The sequence below is a fragment of the Pseudorhizobium banfieldiae genome, assembly GCF_000967425.1.
In the GTDB taxonomy this organism is placed as follows: Bacteria; Pseudomonadota; Alphaproteobacteria; order Rhizobiales; family Rhizobiaceae; genus Neorhizobium; species Neorhizobium banfieldiae.
Map to the genome: position 1 here is coordinate 3,158,824 of NZ_FO082820.1, position 24,907 is coordinate 3,183,730.

Genomic DNA, 24,907 nt, shown 5'->3' on the forward strand with positions numbered 1-24,907 from the left:
CGAGGGAGAAACCGACGTCATGCGGAAGGAAAGCACGAAGCGGCTCGACCTCATCACCATAGGTCGCTCCTCGGTCGATCTCTACGGAGATCAGGTTGGAGGACGGCTCGAGGACATGCGCTCCTTCTCCAAGTATATCGGAGGCAGCCCCACCAACATCGCCGCCGGTTCAGCGCGGCTTGGCCTGAAGTCAGGGGTGATCACCCGCGTCGGCGACGAGCACATGGGGCGCTTCATCCGCGAACAGCTGGTCGCGGAAGGCGTCGACGTGACGGGGGTGAAGACCGATCCGGAGCGGCTGACGGCACTGGTGCTTCTGGGTATCCGGGACGAGCACAGTTTTCCGTTGATCTTCTACCGTGAGAACTGCGCCGACATGGCGCTCTGCGAGGACGACATTGACGAGGGCTTCATAGGCTCTGCAGCTTGTGTCTGCGCCACCGGAACGCATCTCTCCCATCCACGCACGGAAGCCGCGGTCCTGAAGGCCCTCGACCTCGCCCGCAAGCATGGCGCCAGAACGGCGCTCGACATCGACTACCGCCCCAACCTCTGGGGCCTCGCCGGCCATGGGGCGGGCGAAAGCCGGTTCATCGAATCCGGGGCGGTGACCGCAAAACTGCAGTCCACGCTCCACCTCTTCGACCTTATCGTCGGGACCGAGGAGGAGTTTCACATCGCGGGAGGCTCAACCGACACGATCGAAGCACTACGAAATGTCCGAAAAGTCTCCTCCGCGACCCTCGTCTGCAAGCGCGGTCCCATGGGCGCCGTCGCGTTCGAGGCCGAGATCGGCAGCAGGCTGGACGAGGGCCGCTCAGGCCCCGGCTTCCCGATCGAGGTCTTCAACGTGCTGGGCGCCGGCGATGGCTTCATGTCCGGCCTGCTGCGCGGCTGGCTGAGAGACGAACCGTGGGAGACTGCGCTCACCTATGCCAATGCCTGCGGCGCGTTTGCCGTTTCCCGCCATGGCTGCACGCCCGCCTATCCTTCATGGGAGGAGCTGCAGTTCTTCCTGAAACGAGGCGTCAAGCGCCCGGACCTGCGCAACGATCCGGCACTGGAGCAGGTCCACTGGTCCACCAACCGCAAGGGCGACTGGCCCGAGATGCGAATCTTCGCCTTCGACCACCGCATGCAACTTGAAACCCTCGCCAAGGAGGCGGGAGCGGAGATGAGCCGGATCGGTCAGTTCAAGACCCTCTGCCTGCAATCTGCCTTGAAGGTTGCAGGTGGCCACCATGGCTACGGCATACTTTGCGATGACCGCCTAGGCCGCAAGGCGCTGCATGCAGCTACTGGCACCGGACTCTGGATCGGCCGACCGACCGAATGGCCGGGATCCCGACCGCTGACGCTGGAACCGGATCTCGGGCCGGACTGCGGCGGGCTGGACAACTGGCCGAAGGACCACGTGGTGAAGGTCCTGTGCTTCTGCCATCCCGACGACAGAGTGGAACTGCGCCAGGAGCAGGAAGAGACACTGCTTCGGCTCTTCACCGCCGCCCGACGCAACGACCTGGAGTTCCTGCTGGAGATCATCCCCTCCAAGGCCGGTCCGGTAGACGATCAGACGACCGCCGATCTCATTCGCCGCTTCTATGAGATCGGGATTTACCCCGACTGGTGGAAACTGGAGCCGATGCGTTCGCCCGCCGCATGGCGAGCCGCCTGCCAGGCTATCGAGGAAAACGACCCGCATATCCGCGGCATCGTGATTCTGGGCCTTGATGCACCGGAGGCGGACCTACAGCAAAGCTTCCGGGCGGCTGCACAGTTCGACCTCGTCAAGGGCTTTGCCGTCGGGCGCACGATCTTCGCCGATGCTGCGCGACGCTGGCTGTGGGGCGAGATCGGCGACGCCGAAGCAATTGCCATGATGCAGGAGCGCTACGGCCGCCTCTGCCGGATCTGGGACGAGGCCCGGACCGCAGCAACGGAAACAGGCGCCACATACGCCGGAGAGACAGCATGAAGACGATCCGACTGACTGCGGCACAGGCCGCCATCCGCTACATCGCGAACCAACTGAACGAGGACGGCGAGCCCTTCATCGCCGGCTGCTGGGCCATCTTCGGGCACGGCAACGTGGCCGGCATCGGCGAGGCGCTGCACAGTGAGCGCGAACGCCTCCAGACCTGGCGGGGCCACAACGAGCAGACCATGGCCCATACTGCAATCGCCTACGCCAAGCAGCTTGGACGACGTCGGGCGATGATGGTTACGTCCTCCATCGGCCCCGGTGCCACGAACATGGTGACCGCGGCGGCACTGGCGCATGTCAATCGGCTTCCCGTTCTTCTCATGCCAGGCGACGTCTTTGCCGGGCGCGGACCGGATCCCGTTCTGCAGCAGGTCGAGGATTTCGATGACGGCACCGTCTCAGCCAATGACTGCTTCCGCCCTGTGAGCCGCTACTTCGACCGGATCATGCGGCCGGAGCAATTGCTGACGGCCCTGCCCCGGGCCTTCCGGACGATGACGGATCCTGCCGACTGCGGGCCCGTCACCCTCGCCTTCTGTCAGGACGTGCAGGCCGAGGCATACGACTGGCCGGAGGACTTCTTCGCGCAGAAGACGTGGCGCATCCGTCGCCCTCAGCCGGATCTCGTCGAAGTCCAGCAGGTTGCCGCCATCCTCAAGGCGGCACAGAACCCGGTCATCATTGCAGGCGGCGGCGTGCACTATGGGCAGGCACATGCCGACCTGCAGGCGTTTGCCGAACGCTTCGACATTCCGGTCGTGGAAACGCAGGCGGGCAAGTCGTCACTTCCCTGGGATCACCGGGTCAATTTCGGCCCCGTCGGCGTGACCGGTGCGTCCAGCGCCAATGCTATCTGCGCTGATGCTGACGTCGTTCTGGGAGTCGGAACGCGCTTCCAGGACTTCACCACCGGCTCCTGGGCCCTCTTCAATAATCCCAGCCGCACGCTGATCAGCCTCAACGTCCAGGCCTATGATGCGGAGAAGCACGGTGCCGAGCCGCTGTGCGCAGACGCAGCGGCGGGGCTTTCTGCCCTTGCGAAGGCTCTCGGTGACGCTCGCTTCGCTGCACCCGATCCTGCGCTCAAATCGGACTGGTTCGCGGCAGCGGACAGGGTCACCGACGCGCCGGAGCCGGAGGAAAACGCACTGCCGACCGACATGCAGGTCATCGGCGCCGTACAGCGTTCGGCAGGTCCGGATACCGTAGTGATGTGCGCCGCCGGCACCATGCCGGGAGAACTGCACAAGCTCTGGAAAGCCGGCCGTCCGATGTCCTATCACATGGAATATGGCTACTCCTGCATGGGCTACGAGATCGCCGGGGCAATCGGGATAAAGATGGCGGAACCGGATCGCGATGTGATCTGCATGATCGGCGATGGGTCCTACATGATGGCGAACTCCGAACTAGCGACCGCCGTGATGATGGGCGTCAAAATCACGCTCGTAGTCACCGACAATCGCGGCTTCGGATGCATCAACCGGCTGCAGATGAGCACCGGCGGTGCGGAGTTCAACAACCTTCTCGACCACGCCCAGCACGTCAACCCCTCGCGCATCGACTTCGCGGCCCATGCGGCCTCCATGGGCGCCGAGACTCGGAAGGTCGCCACGATCGCGGAACTGGAGGCCGCGCTCGTCGAAGCACGTGAGGCGTCCGGACCCTTCGTGGTCGTCATCGACACCGATCCCTATCCGTCGACGGAAGCAGGCGGCAGCTGGTGGGACGTCGCAGTCCCGGAGGTCTCGGCCCGCGAGCCCGTACGAAAGGCGCGGGAGCGCTACCTGGAAAACCTCAAGCGACAGCGGGTCAACTGAGGCTCGATCTCCCGAGAACATGAAGCACAACAACATGTCCGCCCCGCGCGGCAAAGGATAAGCAGATGAGTGTCAAGATCGGCATCTCCCCCATCGCCTGGCAGAACGATGACCTGCCGGATCTCACCGCCGCCTACACGATGGAACAGGCGCTCAAGGAGGCGCGCGAGATCGGCTATACCGGTGTCGAGCGTGGCCGTCGCATGCCGCAGGACACGCAAGGCTTGAGGCTGTTCCTCGAACGGTTCGACATCGCCCTTTGCGGCGGCTGGTGTTCCGGCAATCTCCTCGTCTCCGATGTCGCCGCGGAACGGGCGGGGATTTTCCAGCAGGTCGAGCAGTTCGCGGCGCTGCAGGCGCCCTGCATCGTCTATGCCGAATGCTCCAACACGGTGCAGGGCCAGATCGGGGTGCCCGTCAACGACCGGCCCAAGCTCTCCCGCGATGAGGTGCATGCCTATGGTCGAAAGCTGACGGAACTTGCCAAATGGACGGCCGGCCAGGGCGTCACCCTTTCCTATCACCACCATATGGGTGCCTTCATCGAGGACCAGGAAGACATCGACTGGCTGATGGAATCCTCCGGGCCTGAAGTGACCCTCTGCTTCGATACCGGCCATCTCGTCTTTGGCGGCGGCGACATTGCCAAGACCATGGATCGCTGGGGCGACCGCATCCATCATGTCCACTTCAAGGATATCCGCCCAGACGTCGTCAGGAACGTCAGGGAGAACAACCTGAGCTTCCTCGACGCCGTTGTTGCCGGCGCCTTCACCGTGCCTGGCGATGGAGCGATCGACTTCCTTGACGTCGCACAGCGGCTCAACGGCATGAATTATCACGGCTGGATCGTTGTGGAGGCTGAGCAGGATCCGGCCAAGGCGCCCCCTTACGACTTTTCGAAGATGGGCTACGAGCACATCCTTGCGGTTTGCGCTACGGCCGGCCTTACGGTTGCCGATCGCGATTGAGCAGACTTGCCACGACCACGCTGAAGCGGTGCTGACATGGCCAGATGGAAGGAAGAACGAATGTCGGAACTCTTGATCAAGCCACGTGGCACGACCGGAAAACTGCACGACATTACGGTCGAGAAGGCCAGAACCGCAAAGTCGCCGGACTGGTCCTATGTCGGCTTCGGGCTCTACCGCCTGAAGGCGGGGGAACGCGCCGCGGAAGTGACGGGTGACAGGGAGGTGATCCTCGTGCTCGTCGAAGGCAGGGCAGAGATCGCGGCAGCGGACGCGAGCCTGGGCGTCCTTGGTGAGCGGATGAATGTCTTCGAGCGCAAGAAGCCTGCCTGTGCCTACATACCGAATGGCAGCAGTTGGACCGCGACTGCCGTGACCGACTGCACGCTCGCCGTTTGCACCGCACCTGGGAAGGGAAGCCACGAGGCGCGGGTGCTCGACGTGCCGGATCTCGTGACGCGCGGCAAGGGCGCCAATACGCGTTACATTTTCCCGATCGCCATGGAGGAATCGGATGTCGCCGACAGCCTGCTAGTGACGGAAGTGTTTACGCCGGCCGGCAACTGGTCATCCTACCCACCGCATCGCCATGACGAGGACCGGTTTCCGGAGATGACCTACCTTGAAGAGACCTATTACCACCGCCTGAACCCCGACCAGGGGTACGGTCATCAACGTGTCTTCACCGAGGACGGGACGCTGGACGAGACGATGAGCGTCTCCAACCACGATGTCGTGCTGGTCCCGAAAGGCCACCACCCCTGCGCCGCGCCTTACGGCTATGACATGTACTATCTCAATGTCATGGCCGGCCCTCTCCGCAAATGGCGCTTCCAGAACCATCCGGCCCATGACTGGATCGCGAAACAGGACGCCTGAATTGCGCTAGGCGTTCCCGTGCTCCCCTGCCGGAGTAGCAGCATTCATTCTCCGACGTGAAGGCCGAGCCCGGAACGGAGTCGAGACTGCAAAGCCCTTCAGCCGGCGCGAACTGTTTTGCGCCAGATCATTTCGGCGTGCAGTGTCAGCAGGGACCCCTCACCGGAGGCCAGATTGTCGTGGGCGCCGAGCCAACTGACGGTTTCGAGAGCAATCTGATCAACCGGCTGGGCGAAGGTCGTCAACTCATAGGAGCCCCAGGAGGCCTGCTCGATATCATCGAATCCGACGATGCAGATATCAGCGGGTATGGAGAGGCCGAACTCCTCTCGAACGCCATCCATGAACCCGCAGGCTATCAGATCCGTGGCGCAAAAGACCGCGTCAGGGCGTTGGCGTCCGGTCATCATTCTTCGCGCGATCGCACGCCCGCATTCGTATCCGGTAGCGCCCTGCCGTTCCACCAGAACCGGAAGCCCCCGCGCCGCGGCCTCCGCCACGAACCCTGCTTCCCTCGCCATCAGGCTGGGTGTGCCTGCGGCAGAGTTGGCGAACCCGAGGTGCCTGCATTTCGCCCTCCAGAATGCCTGGACGGCGGTCTGCGCCGCCACGGCGTCATCGAGATTGATGCGCAGGATGCCTTCCTGCTCTTCGTCGCGATTGATGAGAACGAGCCGCTGGCCGTTCCTGAGGCAGAGGTCGATGATGGACCTGTCAGGCATGCCGGATAGGATGATCGATGCTTCGGCCCGATAGCGTATCGCCTGCTGGAGTGCGCGGTCGACGCTTCCGTCGGAGCGATCGGTGTTGATCACCATGGCAACCCGGCCGGAGTTCTGAAGTCGGTCAGTCAAGGTGCGGAGCAGGCTCGACCGATAGGGCGTGGCGAGGTCCGAAACGATCAGGCAGACAATGCCGCTTTCCCGACGCGTGAGCCCACGAGCCAAGTGATTTACGTGGTATCCGAGTTCCTCTGCCGCCTGCAGGACCCGTAGCCGCGTTTCCTTCGAAACGCTGGCCCCCGGCGTAAATGTACGCGACACCGCCGATCGCGAAACGCCAGCCTTGGCCGCCACCTCCTGGGCACTTACGAAAACTTTTCGGCTCAACGTCGTTCCGATCTGCTTCTTGCACGGGAGTGCACACGTCTCCTAGCACGCCAAACCTCATTTGTGGAGCGTTACTGTTTGACAGCAGGCAAAATATCATGCAGCATTTGCACACGCTTGCAAAGCGGCGGACGTGGAGGCGTCCGTACACCGGAGGAGACCACATGAACTCGATCAAGTTGATCGCGGCAGGCCTTGCCGCGAGCGCATCGCTTATTGCCTTCAACGCCAAGGCGGAAGGCAGTCTCAATCTGATCTGCTCGGCAGACGTCGTGATCTGCGAGCAGATGCAAGGGGATTTCCAGAAGGAAACCGGGATTTCGGTCAACATGGTCCGGCTCTCGTCCGGTGAGACCTATGCCAAGATCCGGGCAGAAGCCCGCAATCCGAAGACGGATATCTGGTGGGGCGGCACGGGAGACCCCCATCTCCAGGCTGCGGCCGAGAACCTGACCGAGGAATACAAGTCGCCGATGCTGGGCGAATTGCAGGACTGGGCTGTCAAGCAGGCCGAAAGCGCGGACTACAAGACGGTGGGCATCTATGCCGGCGCGCTGGGCTGGGGATACAACACCGAGATCTTCGCGTCGAAGGGGTGGAAGGAACCGAAATGCTGGGCCGATCTGCTGGATCCCGCGCTGAAGGGTGAGATCCAGATGGCGAACCCCAATTCGTCGGGAACTGCCTATACGGCTCTCGGCTCGCTCGTGCAGATCATGGGGGAGGACGAGGCGTATGACTACATGGAGAAGCTGAACGCCAACATCTCCCAGTACACCAAGTCTGGTTCCGCGCCGGTGAAAGCGGCAGCGCGCGGGGAAACCGGACTCGGCATCGTCTTCATGCACGACGCAGTGGCCCAGACAGCAGAGGGCTTCCCCGTCAAGTCCGTCGCTCCTTGCGAAGGCACAGGCTACGAAATTGGCTCCATGTCGATCGTCAAGGGCGCCAAGAACGTCGAGAACGCCAAGAAGTGGTATGACTGGGCACTTTCTGCGCCGGTGCAGTCCCGGATGAAGGATGCCAAATCCTTCCAGCTACCGTCCAACAAGAGCGCGGAAATCCCCAAGGAGGCACCGCGCTTCGAGGACATCAAGCTGATCGACTACGACTTCAAGACCTATGGCGAGCCCGAACGGCGCAAGGCGCTCCTTGAGCGCTGGGACAGGGAGATCGGCGCCAAGGCGAACTGACCGCCACCGCCTCATCGGCGTGAACCGCAGGTTGCCGGCTGAGAAACCGGCAACCTGCACGCACTCTCGCAAAAATCGGCGCGGCAGGAAGTCTCATGACAACTAGTGATCGTCGACTGGACTGGGCCCTGGGTCTCGGTACCGTCGCCCTTCTCCTCCTTCCCTGGTACCGGATCGAAGGCGGCTTTTTCGGGTTGTCATGGCTGTCCGACTTCCCCGGCGGCACCGATGTCGCCCCAGGCCTTCTTCAGGCCGTTCTTCACGGCCGCTGGTGGCTCGCCATCGCGCTTCTTCTGCTCGCAGCCGCCGTTCTGGTTCGAAGCCTTTACCGCCAATCGGAACAACGTGGCCGAAAGCTGGCATGGATCGGTGCACTTGGCATCCTGTTCCTTGCTCTGCAGGGCCTGTCGATCAGCTTTTCGGGTTGGTCCTGGACGATAACCGAGAAGATCTTCGGGGCACTTCCGTCCGGACAGCCCTCCATGGGTGCCGGCGCGATCACAGTCTCGATCGTCTTCATCCTAATTTTCTCTTTCGGCCGCGCAGAGTGCGGAGTGTTGAAGGGCGACGCCTTCGTCGTCAGCGCCATTACGCTGCTGGTCTTCCTCGTCGCAGTCTTCGTTTTCTATCCGATCGCCAGCATGCTCGTAGGAGCCTTCCAGGACTTCGACGGTTCCTTCAACCCCGACGGGTTTCTCGGCAACATCGTCGATCGCTCCATCTGGAGCCTGAACTGCGTGATCGGCGAAGGACGCTGCGGTGTTGCGTGGCGAACCTTCTTCCTTGCCATCATGACCGCGACCGGCTCGACGCTGCTCGGTCTTGCCTTCGCTCTCGTGGCAACCCGGACGGGGTTCCGGTTCAAGAAGGGCTTGCGGCTCCTCACCATCCTGCCGATCATTACGCCGCCCTTCGTCGTTGGCCTTGCGCTGACGCTGCTGTTCGGCCGCGCAGGGCTGGTCACCGTTGGGCTCTCCGACATGTTCGGGATCGAGCCCAGTCGCTGGCTCTACGGTCTGACCGGCATCTGGATCGCGCAGGTCCTCTCCTTCACGCCGATTTCATTCCTGGTTCTGATCGGGGTCGTGGAAGGCGTGTCTCCCTCTATGGAGGAAGCCTCGCAGACGCTGCGGGCCGGCCGCTGGCGAACCTTCTGGCACATCTCGCTCCCACTGATGAAGCCAGGCCTCGCGAACGCCTTCCTCATCGGCTTCATCGAAAGCATGGCTGACTTCGGGAACCCTCTGGTGCTGGGCGGCAGTCACGGCGTGCTGTCCACCGAGATATTCTTCGCCGTCGTGGGCTCACAGAACGATCCGTCGCGCGCAGCGGTGCTTGCGATCATCCTGCTCTGCTTCACGCTGTCGGCCTTCCTGGCTCAACGTCTATGGCTCGGGAGACGAAACTTCGCCACCGTAACGGGCAAGGGCGACAATGGTGTTCACGCCGCCCTGCCCCGTTCAGTTGTGATCGGCGTCCACGCGATAGTCATTCCCTGGGCCATGTTCACGATCGTGGTCTACGGCATGATCATCGCCGGCGGCTTCATGAAGACGTGGGGCTTGGACAACAGTTTTACGCTCGACCACTATGTCCGCGCCTTCTCCATCAGCTTCACGGGGGATGGCATCGCCTGGACCGGCGTGGCATGGAACTCCTTCTGGACGACCATGAGGATCGCCCTGATCTCCGCGCCCCTGACGGCAGCAGTCGGCTTGATGACGGCCTATCTCATCGTCCGCCAGCGGTTCGCGGGACGGGAACTGTTCGAGTTCGCCCTGATGATGAGCTTCGCGATCCCGGGGACCGTGATCGGCATCAGCTACATCATGGCGTTCAACCTCCCGCCGCTCGAGATGACCGGTACGGCAACAATCCTGATTGCCTGCTTCGTCTTCCGCAACATGCCGGTCGGAGTGCGCGGGGGAGTGGCCGCCATGAAGCAGCTCGACCAGAGCCTCGACGAAGCCTCCCTGACCTTGCGCGCCAACAGCTTCCGCACACTGCGCAAGGTGATCCTGCCGCTGCTGCGGCCGGCAATCACGGCAGCGCTCGTCTATTCCTTCGTTCGCGCAATCACCTCGATCAGTGCCGTCATCTTCCTCGTGAGTGCCGAGCACAACATGGCGACGTCCTACATCGTCGGTCTGGTGGAGAATGGTGAGTACGGCGTCGCCATCGCCTATTCCTCCGCCCTGATCGTGGTGATGATTGCCGTCATCGCCGTTTTCCAACTCCTGGTCGGCGAGCGTCGCCTCCGCCGTGCCAATCGCATCGCCGGTTCGATGCCCCTTTCGGTCGCGAAGGAGAAGACAGCATGAAGACGCCTGGTTCGGTAGTATTCCAGAACGTCAAAAAGAGCTTCGGTTCGTTTACCGCGATCCACGACCTGTCGATCACCATTGAGCCAGGCACCCTGGTGACACTGCTTGGTCCCTCGGGCTGCGGCAAAACCACGACGCTTCGCATGCTGGCGGGCCTGGAGCATCCCAGCGCCGGCCGCATCCTGATTGGCGGAAAAGACGTGACGATGCTGCCGGCGAACGAGCGTGACGTCTCCATGGTGTTTCAGTCCTACGCGCTCTTCCCGCATATGACGGCTCTCCAGAATGTCGCCTACGGCCTCGGATCATCGGGCGTTAAGCCAAACGAGGCGCGAGAGCGGGCCGAAGAGGGGCTGGCGCTCGTCGGTCTCGCCGGAATGGGCGATCGTATACCGGCCGAGCTCTCGGGTGGCCAGCAGCAACGGGTTGCCGTCGCCCGCGCGCTCGTACTTGAGCCACAGGTTCTGCTCCTCGACGAACCTCTCTCCAACCTGGACGCGCGCCTGCGCCGTCGCGTGAGGACCGAAATCCGCGATCTGCAGCAAAGGCTGGGCTTCACCGCAGTCTATGTCACACACGATCAGGATGAGGCCCTTGCAGTCTCCGACCGCATCATCGTCATGAAGGACGGTCGCGTCGAACAGGAAGGTGCCCCGCGCACCCTGTATGAGGCGCCTGCTTCCTCCTTCATTGCCGACTTCATGGGCGAGGCTAACGTCATGTCATGCGATGTCATCGGCATTGAAGGCGACGACGCGCTGATCCGCCTGGGAGCGTTGACGCAGCGGGTGCCGAGACGCGACGTTGCTCAACCGGGCGAGGCGAGACTCGCGGTGAGACCCAATGCCATCATTCTGGAACCCGCCGATGATGCCCCCTTCGGCGGCGTCATCACCCACGCGGCATACCTGGGAGGCCATGTCGAGTATGAGGTGGAGACTTCAGGCGGCAGTCTGTTCGTGGTGGATCCGGCCGTGGACCGGATGCTGCCGGCGTCCACGCCCGTCTCCGTCGCCTTCAGGTCCCGCGGCATTGCCATCATCACCCGCTGACCGCCAGCGGCACAACCCGAAACGAGGAACTCATGACCTCCCATGCCACAACCGGCTATGAAGCCCGGCAGAGATTTGCCGAGGACGTGGCCCGCAAGGCGGGCGCCCTCGCGCTCGACTACTTCTTGCGCAGAGAGACGCTTGTCATCGAGGCCAAGAAGGACCCGCAGGACGTCGTCTCGATCGCCGATCGGGCCGTGGAGACGCTCATTCGTGAGCAGATCGCCGAGGCCTATCCCATGGATGGCGTGCTTGGAGAAGAGTATGGGCTGATCGAGAGCAGTTCCGGCTTCACCTGGGTAATCGATCCCATCGATGGCACGAGCCCCTTCGTCAACGGGATGCCGACCTGGTGCGTGTCGATCGCACTGCTGCACCAAGGGGAGCCGGTCGTCGGCGTGATTGCCGCTCCCTGTCAGGACGAATTGTATTCGGCCGCTCACGGACTGGGCGCTCGACTGAACGGCACCCCCCTCCGCATCGATGGCTCCCGAACGATACGCAATGCCGTCACCGGGGTCGGCGCAAATCATCACGTTCCTCCTCGCACCGTCGCGGATTTCGTGGAGGCATTGTTGACGCAAGGCGGCACCTTCATCCGCAACGGGTCCGGCGCACTCATGCTCGCATACGTCGCTGCCGGACGCTTGGTCGGCTACTATGAACCCTACATGCATGCCTGGGATTGCCTCGCCGGATATTGCCTTGTCCGCGAGGCCGGAGGCTGGTTCCTGCCCTTCCCGGTCGAAGGCGAACGCCTGACCAAGGGCGCGCCGGTACTGGCCGCCGGTCCCGGGGCCATCGAGGACCTGCGGACACTGGCACAGCTCTGACAGGGCATGCCGACCAATCGTCTCCATGCGGATACTCGGAAAAGATGCGCACACCGTTCGTTTCGGCTTCTTAGCTCTTGGCGGTCTCGCCCCGTCAGAAGCTACAACATCTTGTCGATCGCCGACGCCAACTGGTCCTGGGAATAGGGCTTGGCCAGCCTGGCGACGTCCAACTCCACGCCCGAGGGCAGGTCGGCATAGCCGGAGGCCAGCAGGATCGGGAGTCCCGGCACGCGGTCGCGGGCAGCCTTGACCAGTTCCGCACCCGTCATGCCGGGCATGGAATAATCGGTGATCAACAGGTCGAAGGTGGCTCCGCCGTCGATCAGGGCGAGCGCCTCCTTTCCGGAATGGGCTTCGACGACCTGGTGGCCGAGATCGCTCAGCATGTCAGCCGAACTCATTGCGATCAGGACATCATCGTCGACGAGAAGGATCCGCTTCGGCCCGGCATCATCGCGAGGTCCCGCCGGCGCGACATCCTGCGCCTGGTCCTGAACGTCCGCGGTCGACACAGGGATCCAGAGTTCCGCCGTGGTTCCCTGACCCGGGGCGCTTTGCAGCTTCAATCGACCGTCCAACTGCAGCGCCAGCCCATGAACCATGGAAAGGCCAAGACCGGTGCCCTTGCCGAGCGCCTTGGTGGAAAAGAACGGCTCGACCGCCTTCTGCAGCGTTTCAGCATCCATCCCCTGGCCCTCGTCGATCACGGAGAGGACGACATAGCGGCCAGGTGCAAGCGTATCCTCTACAGCGGGCTGCTCAGCCTCCTTCAATTCGATCCGGATCGTACCGCCATCCGGCATCGCGTCGCGGGCGTTTACCGCGAGGTTGAGGAGCGCGAGCTCGACCTGGTTGGCATCCGCCGAGACGGGCGGGAGGCGTTCCGGGACGGCCACCTCTATGGCGATCCTGGAGCCAACCGACCGCTTAAGGAGATCCTCCATTTCCGTCACCAGCCCGGCAAGGTTGACCGGCCCCACCTGCAGGTCCTGCCTGCGGGCGAATGCCAGCAGCCGCTGGGTAAGCGACGCGCCGCGCTGGGCGCCCTGCAGGGCTCCGTCGATCAGCCGCGTTGCCTTCGCATCGCCGACAACATGCTTGCGCAGGAGCTCGAGGTTGCCGAGCACGGCCATGAGAAGGTTGTTGAAGTCGTGCGCCACCCCGCCGGTGAGCTGGCCGATCGCTTCCATCTTCTGGGCCTGGCGAAGCTGTTCCTCCGCCCGTTCCCGCTGGCTGACCTCGGCCAGCACAAGCCTGTGCGCCTCCTGCAACTCACGAGTCCGCTCCGCCACGCGTTCCTCGAGCATCTCGTGGAGACGACGCTGCTGCTCTTCAGCCTGCAGGCGTTCGGTGATGTCGGCCGAGACGCCGACGAGCTTGATCGGATGGCCGGTGCGATCGCGGTGAAGCTGGGCGCGGATTTCGGCGCCATGGATGGAGCCGTCCGGCCAGACGGTCCGGTAGGCGATGGCATAGTCGACGCCTGTTTCAAGCGTTTTGCGCACCGCCTCCTGCATGCGCTCCACGTCCTCGGGGTGGATCGACTGCAGCAAATCCTCGTAGGTGAAGCTGTCGTCCGGGCCGCGGCCGAAGATGCCCCGGCAGGTTGCCGACGTGGTCAGGACATTGGTGGCAATATCGAGTTCCCACGCCCCGAGGCGGCCGGCGTCCAAGGCCGTCTGCAGACGACGCTCTCCTTCGTCCAGCGCCTCCATGCGGGCACTGGCCTCGTATTGCCGCCGTCGCGCCCGCATTGCGGAACGGGCGACACTGATGAATGTCGTCGGGTGGAAGGGCCGCTCGACGAAACTGACATTGCCCAGGACTTCCGACAGTCGGGCGGCGGCGGGGTTGCGCTCAGGACCACCGCCGCGGGCCGTCAGAATGATGAACGGAAGATCGGACCAGCTCGGCTGGGTCTCGATCCACGAGACAAATGGACGAAGGTCGACCGACCGCAACGCCTCTTCGGTCATCACGGCGAAGGCGACGTTCTCGTTCAGCCCCGCCACCAGCGCGTCCAGAGTCGGGGCAGTCTTTCCGGGCAGCCCCGCTTCCTCTAGCAAAGCGACCGCGATCTGTGCATCGCGGCCCATGGGCGCGTGGATCAGACCAATGGCATCACGCTCAGGAATTGGCGCCATCCTCATCAAGTGTTTGCAGCAAGGACTGCCTGTCTCCCACCAGAACGGGCACGCCTCGCAGAATTCCCTGGAAGCCTGAAAGCGGCTCGCCCAGCGTCAGTCCGTTACTGCCGATCATGTACTCGCGGATCGTATCTTCGTGCTGCCCGGTGCGCTTTTTGATCACCGAGATGGCTCGGCGGACGCGCCCCTCCGCCTCAAAGTAGCGCAGCAGGATGACCGTGTCTGCAAGGTATGTCACGTCCACCGGAGACTTCATGTCGCCGACGAGGCCGTGCTGCGCGACGGTGATGAAGGTGTTCGCACCCTGCCTGTTCAAATATTGCAGCAGCTCGTGCATATGCAGGATCAGTGCGTTCTCTTCGGGCATCGCAGCCTGATAGCCGTTGATGCTGTCGATCACGACCGTCTTGGCGTCGAAGCTCGTTACCCTGTCCCTTACGCGCTGGGCAAACTCACCGGGCGAAAGTTCAGCAGCGTCGAGCTGCTCGATGTGGATCAGGCCCTTGTCGCGCAAATCCTCAAGGTCAAGTCCCATCTCCTTCGTGCGGGAAAACAGCAGGCCCAGTTCCTCGTCGAAAATGAAGATCGCGGCCCGCTCACCACGCCGGATGGCGGCTTCGACGAACTGTAATGCGAAAAGGCTTTTGCCGGTACCGGCCGGGCCGATGAGCAGTGTACTGGAGCCGCGGGCGATGCCGCCGCCGAGAAGCGCGTCGAATGCGCTAATGCCGCTCGCCAGCGAGGAGCGCTCGAACCCCGACCTGTGTTCGACAGCGCGCAGCCGCGGGAAAACGGCGACGCCGCCGGTCTTGATGATGAAGTCATGGCAACCACCCCGAAAGGCTTGGCCGCGGTACTTGAGAACCCGGAGCCGACGTCGCTCGGAGCCATAGTCCGGGGCAAGCTGCTCCAGGTGGATGACCCCATGCACGACGCTGTGGACGGTCTTGTCCATCGCTTCGGAAGTCATGTCGTCCAACAACAGCACCGTTGCATCGGAGCGCGAGAAGAAGTGCTTCATTGCAAGGATCTGGCGGCGATAGCGTAGTGAGCTCTGCGCCAGCAGCCGGATTTCGGAGAGGCTGTCAATCACCACCCGATGGGGCCTCACGCGCTCGAAGGCTTCAAAGATCAGTTTTGTGGTTTCGCCCAGTTCCAGGTCGGAAGAATACAGGAGGCTCTGCTGCTGGTCGGCATCGAGCAGGCTTTCCGGCGGGACGAGTTCGAAGATCTCGACCTGATCGCCAATGTCCTTACCATGCGAGAGGGCACTGTCGCGCAGTTCTTCCTCGGTCTCCGAAAGGGTGATGTAGAGACAGCGCTCGCCGATGCTGGCGCCTTCCAGCAGGAACTGCAATGCGATCGTCGTCTTCCCCGAACCTGGCGCCCCTTCGAGAAGAAAAACGTGACCGCGGGAGAGCCCACCAGAGAGAATGTCGTCCAACCCCTCCACCCCGGTCTTTGCTTTCGCACTTGAACTGTCTGTCATACATCCTCCATGGCGGCCTATGAAGTAGAGTGAATGCCTTAAGTTGTTAAGGAAGACGTTGGAAGCAGGAGATTCGTTCCGGCTGCCCTCCGTTGCGGAATCTGACCGCACCGGAACTTGCAGTCGCGTTACACGCAGACCCTCTGTTACACGCGGCTTTAAGAGCGCGCGACGATCGGGACGGACAGTGGCGCTTCGACCGAGTACAGTATGTACGAAGATTGTTGCTGCTAAATCGGCAGAGATCCCATCACTCTGATCTTCATCGAGAAGTGCATGCCGATGGAGCCGGCCCCTCCGGGCAGGAACGACGCATGGCGCGAGGCCACCCACAACACCTTTTGTCAGAACCCCCCAATCATTTCGCCGACGCCACCGGCCACTCCTCATCGGCATCGACGACCACCGTCTCGTGCTTCTCCTGCCAGCTGTCGACGCCGCCGGGGAACCAGTGGACGCCGGTATAGCCGTTCGTCACCAAACGCTTGCCGGCATTCCAGCTCCCCCAGCATCTCGGCTGGCAGAAGACCACGATCGGCCTGGTGTGGTCGCCTTGGGTCAGTTCTTCCACGCGCCGGAAGAAAGCCTCTTCCTGTGCCGCCTCCAGGGTTGCCGCTCCCGCGCCGGGAAGCCAGACGGCCTTCGGAATGGAACGATGAGTGGGCAACCAGAGCCGATCCTCCGAGAACCCTTCAGGCTTCTTGTCGGCCGGGCCAACATCCACCAGGAGCGGATCCCTTGGCAGTAGGGCCTCGAGACCGGCCATATCAATCACCACGGCGCCCTGCAGGGTGCTGGGGGTCTCGCTCCGCATTGGCCCCGACCACAAACCTTCCGGCTCCATCACCTCTGCGGACATGCGGCCTCCACCGGAGGCAGCCAGAGCCACGGCGACGGCAAGTAAGAGGAAAAACCGTGAGCTTCCCCGCATGTCTTCGGATCCTAGTTGGTTGCCAGCGGCACGTCGAAGCTCTCTTCCCACTGTCCACCCTTGTTGTCGGACGCAACCACCCGGATCGGCGCCTGGTCTGCCGGCACAAAGCTGAAACCTATGGCTGGATTCGTGGAGAGGGAAATGTCCCCGGTCACTTCCATCACGGTCCGGTCGCCCTGAGAAACAGTCACCCTCTCCACATAGCGCGGCGGCGTGTAGAGGCGGGTCAGCTGGTTCATCTGCATGCCGCTGAAGTTCGGGTGGCGGATCATCAGGGTCGCTTCCGCGGACTTCCCCTGCTGGACTTTTTCCGCGAACTTCATCCGCATCTCGCCCATGCCCTTCATCGCTTCGGCGTCACTCGGCCCGGACGGGGCTGAGCACCCACCGGACGCTTTCACGAAGACAGCGTTGGAAAACAGCTTTCCCTCCGTCGTCTCGGCAACCGCGTGAATGTTGGTATAGGTGTCGACGCGCACGCGCAGGTGCAGCGCGCCGGCATCGGCGCCCGGGCCAAAGGTGACATGGGCGGCCAAGGGAATCGGGTTCTCGTCAATAACCAGATAGACCGACTTGATCTTGTCCTTCTCCGGCATCGTGAGGGTGATCGGCACGAGTGCCGCATCCTGCGCACGCTTCGGGGCATCGATCTTGATCAGCGAGTCCGTCGGGACCACCTCGCGGTCCTCAAAAATGTAGTCGGCGATCTGCTGCCAGCGTTCTTCGCGCCCGGCGTCGGCTTCGGACGCATGTACGCCGGGCGCAGAACCGACACAGAACATCGTCAGCAGAGCCGTCGCAAAGGTTCGTCGCATCATCGGCATCATATTCTCCTCCCTGCGTTAGGTGAGACTATTCCCATTCAAGTTCCTTGTAGGCCTGGATCACGTTGCGGGCATGATAGTCGCTGAACAGCGCCCAACCGGCTCCTTCCCCCGCAGCGACCCTTCGGCTGGCCTCGTCTATCGATAGCCCCTCCTCGATGGCCTTTCGTGTTTCACCGTGGAGGGTGCTCAGGTAGCCGATCTGCCTGTCCATGGCCGCCTCGAATTCCACAATCGCCGGACCGTGGCCCGGTACGGCTCGAACCGCGCCGAGCCCCTTCAACCGTTCCGCTTCCGCCAACCATCCCGACAGGCTGCCATCGAGTGAAGGCACACGATCAACGAAAAGCAGGTCTGCCGGAAAGAGCAGACCAGACGACAGGTCGAGCATCGACAGGTCGCAATTGGTATGTGCCGTCCGATGCGCCCTGATCTGCAGGCGGCGGTCGCCGAGGTCGATCTCCGCCACATCCTCGACCTCCAGCGTCGGGTAGATGATATCGCCGACATTCTCCGCTCCGAGGACATCCGCAAGGCGCTCCCGGTAGTAGCTTCCGCGCGCATCCAGGGCAGCCTTCAGGGCATGATGACCGACAAACTGAGGCTGCTCCTCGGCAAAGGCAGCAGCGCCGAAGCAATGGTCAGGATGGACGTGTGTCAGGACCACATGCTGGATCGGCTTGCTGGTTCGCTCCCTGACCCGCGCCTTGAGCCACTCCCCATCCGCCAGACTGCCGCCGGGATCGGTGACAAGTACGCTGTCGCGTCCAACGATGAACCCGACATTGGCAATACCGCCTTTGTTGGCCGGCGACACTTCCTCATGGGGCGCCTCGCGGATGAAGACACCGTTACCGAGTTCCTTCAATCTCCCAAATTGAATGCCGAACCCGGCTCGGGGAAAACAGCACAGACAGAGACCCAGGGCCAAGGCTTCACGGCGTGTGAAGCGCCCGCCGGTAGCTGACTGTCCGGCACAGTCGACGGGATCACACCTTTCGATCGACATGTTCTAAAATATCACGTTCACCGCCATTCCGGTAGCGCCTTTGCAGCCCAATCGCGCGCGGCAGTCTCGGGAAGCCGCCCGGCTCGGGCTAAGCGGCTCAGGCGTCGGCGAGACGAACGCCGCGCAACTCCCCCAAGGCACCGGTTCGCGCCTCAGCACTCCGCCGTTCCTGCGTGGATCGAAGGCATAATGGTAACAGCCGTGATCACTGGCTGCCGGTCAGATGCTTGTCCGACAGCCAGTGTGCTTCTGTAATCAGGCCGCCAGAGCTCCGGACTTCTTCGCCACCCAGCTAGCAACGTAGTCCATCAACGCTGGCGAGAGGCAGTCATAGGGCTCCAGCCCAAGCTCCCGCAGGCGTGCCCGGATCGCATCCATTTGACTGGGATCGACACCAGCCTCGATGATCGAGGACACGAAAGCCGCAAACTCCGGAGGAGCCCAGCCCGACTCCTGGAAGCGCTCCGGATGCACGAAGTCGAGCCCCTGGAAGGCGTGCTCCCTCTCGACCGGCCCGTACATATGGACGCCGCATTCCCGACAGGCATGACGCTGGATCAGCGCCGAACTGTCGACGACCTGCAGCTTGTCTCCATTTTCAAGTACCGTCACCTTGTCGTGGGGCACGACGGCGACGACCGAGAAAACGACCCCTTTCGGCTTCCAGCATTTCGTGCAGCCACACACATGATTATGTGCGACCTGCCCCTCGATCTTCACCTTGACCGGCCGGTCCGTGCAGGCACAGACGAGCGTCCCGCCCGAAAAGCCGGGATCGGCCGGCTTGATACCATTATCCACGGCCGGATGTATACGGATTGCACTTTCCATGGCATGCCACCTCCCCTGTTGAGCCGAAGCAAGGTCCACTTCCCGGACTGCCTTCGGCGTTGAAGCCGCGCGCCGGCCGTCTTCCTCAATACACCACGACGCTCCTGATGCTCTGTCCGCCATGCATGAGCTCGAAGCCCTTGTTGATATCTTCCAGCCCCATGGTGTGGGTGATCATCGGGTCGATCTCGATCTTGCCCTCCATGTACCAGTCGACGATCTTCGGCACGTCGGTGCGCCCGCGGGCGCCGCCGAAGGCCGTGCCCATCCAGGTGCGGCCGGTGACCAGCTGGAAGGGACGGGTGGAGATTTCCTGGCCGGCGCCGGCCACGCCGATGATGACCGACTTGCCCCAGCCGCGATGCGAGGCCTCCAGCGCCTGGCGCATGACCCTGGTATTGCCGGTGCAGTCGAAGGTGTAGTCGGCCCCGCCGATCTGATCGGCGCCGCGCTTCGTCATGTTGACGAGGTGAGGGACGATGTCGTCGCCCACCTCCTTCGGGTTGACGAAATGGGTCATGCCGAAGCGCTCGCCCCACTCCTTCTTGTCGTTGTTGAGGTCGACGCCGATGATCATGTCGGCGCCGGCAAGGCGCAGGCCCTGGATGACGTTGAGGCCGATGCCGCCAAGCCCGAAGACGATCGCGGTCGATCCGATCTCCACCTTGGCGGTGTTGATCACGGCGCCGATGCCGGTCGTCACGCCGCAGCCGATATAGCAGATCTTGTCGAAGGGAGCGTCGGGATTGACCTTGGCGACGGCGATCTCCGGCAGGACCGTATAGTTGGCGAAGGTCGAGCAGCCCATGTAGTGGTGCAGCTTCTCGCCGTTGATGGAAAAGCGCGAGGTGCCGTCCGGCATGACGCCCTGGCCCTGGGTGGAGCGGATGGCGGTGCACAGGTTCGTCTTGCGCGAGAGGCAGGAGGGGCATTCGCGGCATTCCGGCGTATAGAGCGGGATGACGTGGTCGCCCTTCTTCACCGAGGTGACGCCGGGGCCGACGTCGACGACGATGCCTGCACCCTCATGGCCGAGGATCGCCGGAAACAGGCCTTCCGGATCGGCGCCCGACAGGGTGAAATCATCAGTATGGCAGATGCCGGTCGCCTTCACCTCCACCAGCACCTCGCCCGCCCGAGGCCCCTCCAGCTGAACTGTCATGATCTCCAGCGGCTTGCCGGCTTGAACGGCAACGGCGGCGCGAACGTCCATGGTCTTTTCTCTCCTTGATCTCTCGCTCAGCCGGCTAAATACGGCTGCCTGATGTCCGAAGCACCCGCCGTCGCAGGCGGTCGCGACTTCCTACTGCGTGATCGCCTGGTCCCGCTCGTCAAGAAGCGGGACGTGGTACTCCAAAAGGAGCTTGTTGATCTCGCCCTGATGCTCACGGATGTAGGTGTTCAGCGTGCGCTTCCACTCCTGATCCGATGGCCGCACCCCCATCGTAATGCGATAGGTCATCCGCTGACCGCCTTTCTCCTTGATCAACGGCACCATCGCCAGGTCTGCACCGGATTTGCTCGCATAATACCCGGCCATAGGTCCCCAAACTACAGCCGCGTCGATCACGCCGTCGAGCATGTCCCGGATCATCACTTCGGCCATGGACGGAGCAACACGCGTATCCACCATGAGCGGGTAGACCTTGGCTTTGCGCATCAGCTTGGCGGCTGCCATGTTGGCGGACGGGGGCGTCCCCTCGACCACCCCGATCCGCTTGTCAGCGAGCTTCGGATCCGTCAGCGTTTCCACGCCCGCCAGTTCGCCGTCCTTCTTGTAAAGCATCACATAGGAGGAACGGTAATAGGCGTTGGTGTTCTGGACCAGTTCATCCCCCTGCGCATAACCCATGATGATGTCGCAGCGATTGGCCCCCAGAGTATTGCGCACGAAGCCCGTGATCGATGGAAACCAGGTATAGGCCACCGAGCTTCGCCCCGTCGCAGTCGCGACCATTTTTGCAAGCTTGTCCTCAAAGCCTTCGCCGCTCTGGTCTGTGAAGGGCATGTTGGACGGGTCGGCGCAGACGCGCAGGACGTCGGGGTCGACCAGTTCGCCGGCGGCACCCAGTCCCGCGGTCTGGGCCTGCGCCTGCAATGGTAAAAGCAGGGCACAGGCAAGGAGGACGGGCTTCAGGAGGCTGGGGGAGGACGTACTGGCCATCTCACCCACCCATGCAGGACGCTTCATAATCCTTCGCCCCCTGAGGCTTGTCCGCCTTATTGGGTGGACGTCCCCGCGGTGCCGCGTCCACGGCACGTGCCCGCAGATAGATGTAGATGTCGTCGAGATAGCAGTAGACGTTCTTGTTGTCGCCGAATGCCGGCATGACGTTTTCCTTGCCGCCTCCAACGTTCTGCCTTCCCTCGGCAACGATCGAGAGGAAGGTCGGATAGTCCATGTTCTTCATGCTCTCCGCCAGAGCAGGCGCGTAGCTGGATCCGACCCCGTCAGGGCCATGACAGACATGACAATCCGAATGGTAACGCCGATAACCGCTGAACGTATACCAGTCGACGGTTCCGTTCTCGATCTTGAAGGTCGGCGTGCCTTCCGCGTCGAAAAACTTGCCGTCTTCCTCGCTGACTGCGGCAGCTTTCTCCTTCGTGTCGGCTGATAGGACAAGGCTTGGGTTGAGAACAGGGAGCGTCACGGCAACGGCTAAGGCAAGAAGGCGGGAATTCATCAAGCAACCTCATGCTCACAAGAAGGCGGTGATCCTCTGGATCCACATTTGGCAATCAGAAACGCGACTGCCGACTGGGCTGCTATCAGGCCGCCCACGCGAGGCAGCCTGATTGCTGATTGAGCCTGTCAGTCAGGAAGACCGAAGACGGTCAATTGTCCGCCGAGGGTGGTATAGTCGGCCAATGCCGCATAGCCGCCCACAGCACCCAGTCCGGCCGTTCCGACCACCTGAGCTTCTTCGCCTGCGTCACGGCCCTGGCCAACGGCACCATGCCACGCCGCAGCGTTTTCCGGAGAAAGCAGACCGCCGGCCAATCCGATGCCGGCCCAGCCACCGACGCCGGACAGAACGGCGATATACTGCTTACCCTCATGCTCATACGTGTTGATATTGCCGATGATCCCCGACGGAGTTTTGAACTTGTAGAGTTCGTTTCCGTCGAGATCGACCGCCTTGATGTAACCTTCCAGCGTGCCGTAGAAGACGACGTCGCCGTCCGTTGCGAGCGCACCCGACCAGACCGAGAACTGCTCGGGCTTCGACCAGACGATCTCGCCCTTGGCGGCATCCCAGGCGATGAAGTTGCCCATGCCGCCATGGCTGTCCGGTGCCGGATACATTGACACGGTGGCACCCACATAGGGTTGTCCCGCCGTATAGCTCACCCTGTAGGGCTCATAGTCCATGCAGACGTGGTTCGTCGGCACATAGAACAAGCCGGTCTTGGGCGAATAGGAGGCAGGCTGCTGGTCCTTCGTTCCGAGAGCCGCCGGGCAAACCCCGGTGGTATTGGTATCCTCACCGTTCTGATGGGTCGAATACTGCGCCACTACCTGCGGTCGGCCGTACTGGTCGCTATTCGGATCCATCACGACTTCCGTCGCCCAGTTGACCTTCGGATCGTACTTTTTGGCAACCAGGAGTTCGCCGGTGTTGCGATCGAGCGTATAGGCAAAGCCGTTACGGTCGAAGTGAACGAGGACGTCCCGCTTCTCGCCATTGATGTCCATCGCGTCGACAAGGATGTTTTCGTTCACCCCGTCATAGTCCCATTCGTCATGCGGCGTCATCTGGTAGAGCCACTTGGCAACACCAGTATCGGCATCACGGGCCATCAAGGTCATGGACCAGCGGTTGTCGCCGGGGCGCTGCACCGGATTCCATGTCGACGGGTTTCCGGTACCGTAGAACACCAGGTTGCTCTTGGGGTCATAGGCGAACCATCCCCATGTCGTCCCGCCGCCTGTCTTCCACTGTTCCCCCTCCCAGGTATTCGTCCCTGAATCCGGTCCGACGGGCTTGCCCAGGTGGGTGGTCTTTTCGGGATCGATCAGCGTCTCTGAATCGGGTCCCATCGAATAGGCCTTCCAGGCCAGCGAGCCATCCTTGAGGTTATAGGCGGCCGTCCAGCCCCGTACGCCGAATTCGGCACCCGACACCCCGATGATGACCTTGTCCTTGACGACCATGGGGGCAGCCGTACCGGACTCACCCTTGCCGCCGTCGATCTGGTCACCGTTCTTCACGGACCACACGACTTCACCCGTCTTGGCGTCCAGAGCGACCACCGTGGTGTCCGCCTGGTTCAGGATGATCTTGCCGTCGCCGTAGGCCACGCCGCGGTTCACCGTATCGCAGCACATGATCCCGATGACATTGGGATCCTGCCGCGGCTCGTACTTCCAGAGAATCTTCCCGTCATTCTTCAGGTCGAGGGCATAGACGATGTTCGGAAACGGCGTATGGACGTACATAACATCGCCGATGACCAGCGGGCCACCCTCGTGCCCGCGCAGGACGCCGGTCGAAAAGGTCCACTTGACCTGCAGATCCTTCACGTTGTCCTTGGTAATCTGGTTGAGCTTCGAATACCGGTGATTGGCGTAGTCGCCGGTGGGCATTGCCCAGTTCTTCGAATCTGCCGCGAGGGCAGTCAGTTCGTCATTGGCAAGTGCCGTGCTGGCAAGGGCAGCTGCCAGAAATCCAGCAGCAGTCAGAGACAGACAGGCAGAGGTTTTGGTCAGGCGCATGCGTAGTCCTCCCGATGCAGTTATTCACCCGAGGCACGTCATCGCGGCACAACTGGTCCCAAAGACCTGGTTTGCCGGTCATGGACGTTCATGCTGTCTGGGATCGTCTTCCGTCAGCGTGTCACGATGTCTGTCGGCTTGAGCAGCGGGCACCGTTGCTGCCGTACCGATTTTCACCTGCGAAGCCTCGTCCCTCCCATAAGACAAAACCTTGAAGCCGGATGACAAAGATGACGATAGGATACAATAGCCGTATAGGCAAGATTAAATACATCAGAATGGTGCGTTGCGAAAGAATTGCTGCGGCGCAGTATCAAAGCATACTGCTCACGGCCGGGATTTTTCTTTAATCCAGCCCCATCAATTGCTATGATAATACTTAGGTATTTGAAGCATGAACCTTACCCATCGCTTCCCGAGCCCCTCGGAGATCACCTATGACGCTCGCCCAGAAACGCCGCTCGGTGTTGTTTTTCGCGGCTATCATGTATGCGGCCGGAGCCTCTGCCGCGCAGGATTATCCAACGATCGCTGTCGCCGACTACGTCTATGGATGCATGAAGGCCAACGGAAATTCCCGGCAGGCTCTGGAAAGCTGTTCCTGCTCCATAGATGTCATTTCCTCCATCATACCCTATACCCGTTATGAGGAGGCGGAGACCTTTCGAAGCCTTGGTTTGATCACAGGTGAACGAGGCGTCCTGTTTCGCCAAAGTGCGCCTGCACGGTCCGCGACGGCAGATCTGCGACGAGCGCAGGCAGAGGCAGACGTCCGCTGCTTCTGA

At 62.2% G+C, this 24,907-nt stretch carries 20 protein-coding genes; 9 read left to right on the forward strand and 11 right to left on the reverse strand.

All coding sequences use genetic code 11. The features are described from left to right. The first annotated feature begins 19 nt into the window (after nucleotides 1-19). The 4 genes from NT26_RS15475 (at nucleotide 20) to iolB (ending at nucleotide 5,654) form a co-directional block, all read left to right on the forward strand. Nucleotides 20-1,975, forward strand: coding sequence for a bifunctional 5-dehydro-2-deoxygluconokinase/5-dehydro-2-deoxyphosphogluconate aldolase (locus NT26_RS15475; RefSeq protein WP_052642242.1), 1,956 nt, complete (start codon nucleotides 20-22; stop codon nucleotides 1,973-1,975). Further along, a complete protein-coding gene (iolD, locus tag NT26_RS15480; RefSeq protein ID WP_052640056.1) occupies nucleotides 1,972-3,804 on the forward strand; it encodes a 3D-(3,5/4)-trihydroxycyclohexane-1,2-dione acylhydrolase (decyclizing) in 1,833 nt (610 codons plus the stop codon). Before NT26_RS15475 ends, iolD begins: the two co-directional genes overlap by 4 nt. A gap of 65 nt (nucleotides 3,805-3,869) precedes the next feature. Beyond that, nucleotides 3,870-4,775 carry a myo-inosose-2 dehydratase gene (gene iolE, locus NT26_RS15485; RefSeq protein WP_052640058.1) on the forward strand — a complete coding sequence of 302 codons (906 nt, stop codon included), beginning with the start codon at nucleotides 3,870-3,872 and terminating at the stop codon, nucleotides 4,773-4,775. 60 nt (nucleotides 4,776-4,835) lie between these two features. Beyond that, a complete protein-coding gene (gene iolB, locus NT26_RS15490) occupies nucleotides 4,836-5,654 on the forward strand; it encodes a 5-deoxy-glucuronate isomerase (RefSeq protein ID WP_052640060.1) in 819 nt (272 codons plus the stop codon). Between the two features lie 98 nt (nucleotides 5,655-5,752). On the opposite strand, the gene NT26_RS15495 is transcribed toward iolB, so the two are convergent. Continuing rightward, nucleotides 5,753-6,763: a LacI family DNA-binding transcriptional regulator gene (locus NT26_RS15495; protein ID WP_052640062.1), complete on the reverse strand. Its 1,011-nt coding sequence runs from the start codon at nucleotides 6,761-6,763 to the stop codon at nucleotides 5,753-5,755. 164 nt (nucleotides 6,764-6,927) lie between these two features. Here NT26_RS15495 and NT26_RS15500 point away from each other — a divergent pair, with 164 nt between their 5' ends. The 4 genes from NT26_RS15500 to NT26_RS15515 all read left to right on the forward strand — a co-directional run bounded on the left by NT26_RS15500 (nucleotide 6,928) and on the right by NT26_RS15515 (nucleotide 12,165). Further along, nucleotides 6,928-7,956 (forward strand): ABC transporter substrate-binding protein, encoded by a 1,029-nt coding sequence (locus NT26_RS15500; protein ID WP_052640064.1) that lies wholly within the window; start codon nucleotides 6,928-6,930, stop codon nucleotides 7,954-7,956. 95 nt (nucleotides 7,957-8,051) lie between these two features. Further along, nucleotides 8,052-10,277, forward strand: coding sequence for an ABC transporter permease (locus NT26_RS15505; RefSeq protein WP_052640066.1), 2,226 nt, complete (start codon nucleotides 8,052-8,054; stop codon nucleotides 10,275-10,277). Next, nucleotides 10,274-11,332: an ABC transporter ATP-binding protein gene (locus NT26_RS15510; protein ID WP_052640069.1), complete on the forward strand. Its 1,059-nt coding sequence runs from the start codon at nucleotides 10,274-10,276 to the stop codon at nucleotides 11,330-11,332. The genes NT26_RS15505 and NT26_RS15510 overlap by 4 nt, the downstream gene beginning before the upstream one ends. Nucleotides 11,333-11,364: 32 nt before the next feature. Next, nucleotides 11,365-12,165: an inositol monophosphatase family protein gene (locus NT26_RS15515; RefSeq protein WP_052640071.1), complete on the forward strand. Its 801-nt coding sequence runs from the start codon at nucleotides 11,365-11,367 to the stop codon at nucleotides 12,163-12,165. A gap of 101 nt (nucleotides 12,166-12,266) precedes the next feature. Here NT26_RS15515 and NT26_RS15520 read toward each other — a convergent pair whose 3' ends face one another. From NT26_RS15520 to NT26_RS15565, 10 genes are all read right to left on the reverse strand, one after another. Further along, entirely contained in the window at nucleotides 12,267-14,312 is a 2,046-nt protein-coding gene (locus NT26_RS15520) for an ATP-binding protein (RefSeq protein ID WP_052640073.1), read from the reverse strand. Further along, complete coding sequence (locus NT26_RS15525; protein WP_052640075.1) at nucleotides 14,296-15,804, reverse strand: ATPase domain-containing protein; 1,509 nt, start codon at nucleotides 15,802-15,804, stop codon at nucleotides 14,296-14,298. The genes NT26_RS15520 and NT26_RS15525 overlap by 17 nt, the downstream gene beginning before the upstream one ends. Before the next feature lie 358 nt (nucleotides 15,805-16,162). After that, on the reverse strand, nucleotides 16,163-16,735 hold the full coding sequence (locus tag NT26_RS15530; protein WP_052640077.1) for a rhodanese-like domain-containing protein: 573 nt from the start codon (nucleotides 16,733-16,735) through the stop codon (nucleotides 16,163-16,165). An 11-nt stretch (nucleotides 16,736-16,746) separates the two neighbouring features. Next, nucleotides 16,747-17,565, reverse strand: coding sequence for a quinoprotein dehydrogenase-associated SoxYZ-like carrier (locus NT26_RS15535; protein WP_052640079.1), 819 nt, complete (start codon nucleotides 17,563-17,565; stop codon nucleotides 16,747-16,749). A gap of 25 nt (nucleotides 17,566-17,590) precedes the next feature. Beyond that, nucleotides 17,591-18,430 carry a quinoprotein relay system zinc metallohydrolase 2 gene (locus NT26_RS15540; RefSeq protein ID WP_244467625.1) on the reverse strand — a complete coding sequence of 280 codons (840 nt, stop codon included), beginning with the start codon at nucleotides 18,428-18,430 and terminating at the stop codon, nucleotides 17,591-17,593. 396 nt (nucleotides 18,431-18,826) lie between these two features. After that, on the reverse strand, nucleotides 18,827-19,402 hold the full coding sequence (gfa, locus tag NT26_RS15545; protein WP_052640081.1) for an S-(hydroxymethyl)glutathione synthase: 576 nt from the start codon (nucleotides 19,400-19,402) through the stop codon (nucleotides 18,827-18,829). Between the two features lie 85 nt (nucleotides 19,403-19,487). Then, nucleotides 19,488-20,615, reverse strand: a complete 1,128-nt coding sequence (locus tag NT26_RS15550; protein WP_052640083.1) for an S-(hydroxymethyl)glutathione dehydrogenase/class III alcohol dehydrogenase — start codon at nucleotides 20,613-20,615, stop codon at nucleotides 19,488-19,490. Nucleotides 20,616-20,705: 90 nt separating this feature from the next. Then, nucleotides 20,706-21,566 carry a substrate-binding domain-containing protein gene (locus tag NT26_RS15555; protein WP_052640085.1) on the reverse strand — a complete coding sequence of 287 codons (861 nt, stop codon included), beginning with the start codon at nucleotides 21,564-21,566 and terminating at the stop codon, nucleotides 20,706-20,708. 1 nt (nucleotide 21,567) lies between these two features. Further along, nucleotides 21,568-22,089: a c-type cytochrome, methanol metabolism-related gene (locus tag NT26_RS15560; protein WP_052640087.1), complete on the reverse strand. Its 522-nt coding sequence runs from the start codon at nucleotides 22,087-22,089 to the stop codon at nucleotides 21,568-21,570. A gap of 128 nt (nucleotides 22,090-22,217) precedes the next feature. Next, a complete protein-coding gene (locus tag NT26_RS15565) occupies nucleotides 22,218-24,122 on the reverse strand; it encodes a methanol/ethanol family PQQ-dependent dehydrogenase (protein ID WP_082077724.1) in 1,905 nt (634 codons plus the stop codon). 437 nt (nucleotides 24,123-24,559) lie between these two features. On the opposite strand from NT26_RS15565, the gene NT26_RS15570 reads away from it, so the two are divergent. Further along, nucleotides 24,560-24,907 (forward strand): hypothetical protein, encoded by a 348-nt coding sequence (locus NT26_RS15570; protein WP_052640089.1) that lies wholly within the window; start codon nucleotides 24,560-24,562, stop codon nucleotides 24,905-24,907.

Excerpts from the sequence above, each read along its gene's own strand:
- NT26_RS15475 (WP_052642242.1), top strand. The coding sequence starts at position 20 with ATGCGGAAGGAAAGCACGAAGCGGCTCGACCTCATCACCATAGGTCGC.
- iolD (WP_052640056.1), top strand. The coding sequence starts at position 1,972 with ATGAAGACGATCCGACTGACTGCGGCACAGGCCGCCATCCGCTACATC.
- iolE (WP_052640058.1), top strand. The coding sequence starts at position 3,870 with ATGAGTGTCAAGATCGGCATCTCCCCCATCGCCTGGCAGAACGATGAC.
- iolB (WP_052640060.1), top strand. The coding sequence starts at position 4,836 with ATGTCGGAACTCTTGATCAAGCCACGTGGCACGACCGGAAAACTGCAC.
- NT26_RS15500 (WP_052640064.1), top strand. The coding sequence starts at position 6,928 with ATGAACTCGATCAAGTTGATCGCGGCAGGCCTTGCCGCGAGCGCATCG.
- NT26_RS15505 (WP_052640066.1), top strand. The coding sequence starts at position 8,052 with ATGACAACTAGTGATCGTCGACTGGACTGGGCCCTGGGTCTCGGTACC.
- NT26_RS15510 (WP_052640069.1), top strand. The coding sequence starts at position 10,274 with ATGAAGACGCCTGGTTCGGTAGTATTCCAGAACGTCAAAAAGAGCTTC.
- NT26_RS15515 (WP_052640071.1), top strand. The coding sequence starts at position 11,365 with ATGACCTCCCATGCCACAACCGGCTATGAAGCCCGGCAGAGATTTGCC.
- NT26_RS15520 (WP_052640073.1), bottom strand. The coding sequence starts at position 14,312 with ATGGCGCCAATTCCTGAGCGTGATGCCATTGGTCTGATCCACGCGCCC.
- NT26_RS15525 (WP_052640075.1), bottom strand. The coding sequence starts at position 15,804 with ATGACAGACAGTTCAAGTGCGAAAGCAAAGACCGGGGTGGAGGGGTTG.
- NT26_RS15530 (WP_052640077.1), bottom strand. The coding sequence starts at position 16,735 with ATGCGGGGAAGCTCACGGTTTTTCCTCTTACTTGCCGTCGCCGTGGCT.
- NT26_RS15535 (WP_052640079.1), bottom strand. The coding sequence starts at position 17,565 with ATGATGCCGATGATGCGACGAACCTTTGCGACGGCTCTGCTGACGATG.
- gfa (WP_052640081.1), bottom strand. The coding sequence starts at position 19,402 with ATGGAAAGTGCAATCCGTATACATCCGGCCGTGGATAATGGTATCAAG.
- NT26_RS15550 (WP_052640083.1), bottom strand. The coding sequence starts at position 20,615 with ATGGACGTTCGCGCCGCCGTTGCCGTTCAAGCCGGCAAGCCGCTGGAG.
- NT26_RS15555 (WP_052640085.1), bottom strand. The coding sequence starts at position 21,566 with ATGGCCAGTACGTCCTCCCCCAGCCTCCTGAAGCCCGTCCTCCTTGCC.
- NT26_RS15560 (WP_052640087.1), bottom strand. The coding sequence starts at position 22,089 with ATGAATTCCCGCCTTCTTGCCTTAGCCGTTGCCGTGACGCTCCCTGTT.
- NT26_RS15565 (WP_082077724.1), bottom strand. The coding sequence starts at position 24,122 with ATGCGCCTGACCAAAACCTCTGCCTGTCTGTCTCTGACTGCTGCTGGA.
- NT26_RS15570 (WP_052640089.1), top strand. The coding sequence starts at position 24,560 with ATGACGCTCGCCCAGAAACGCCGCTCGGTGTTGTTTTTCGCGGCTATC.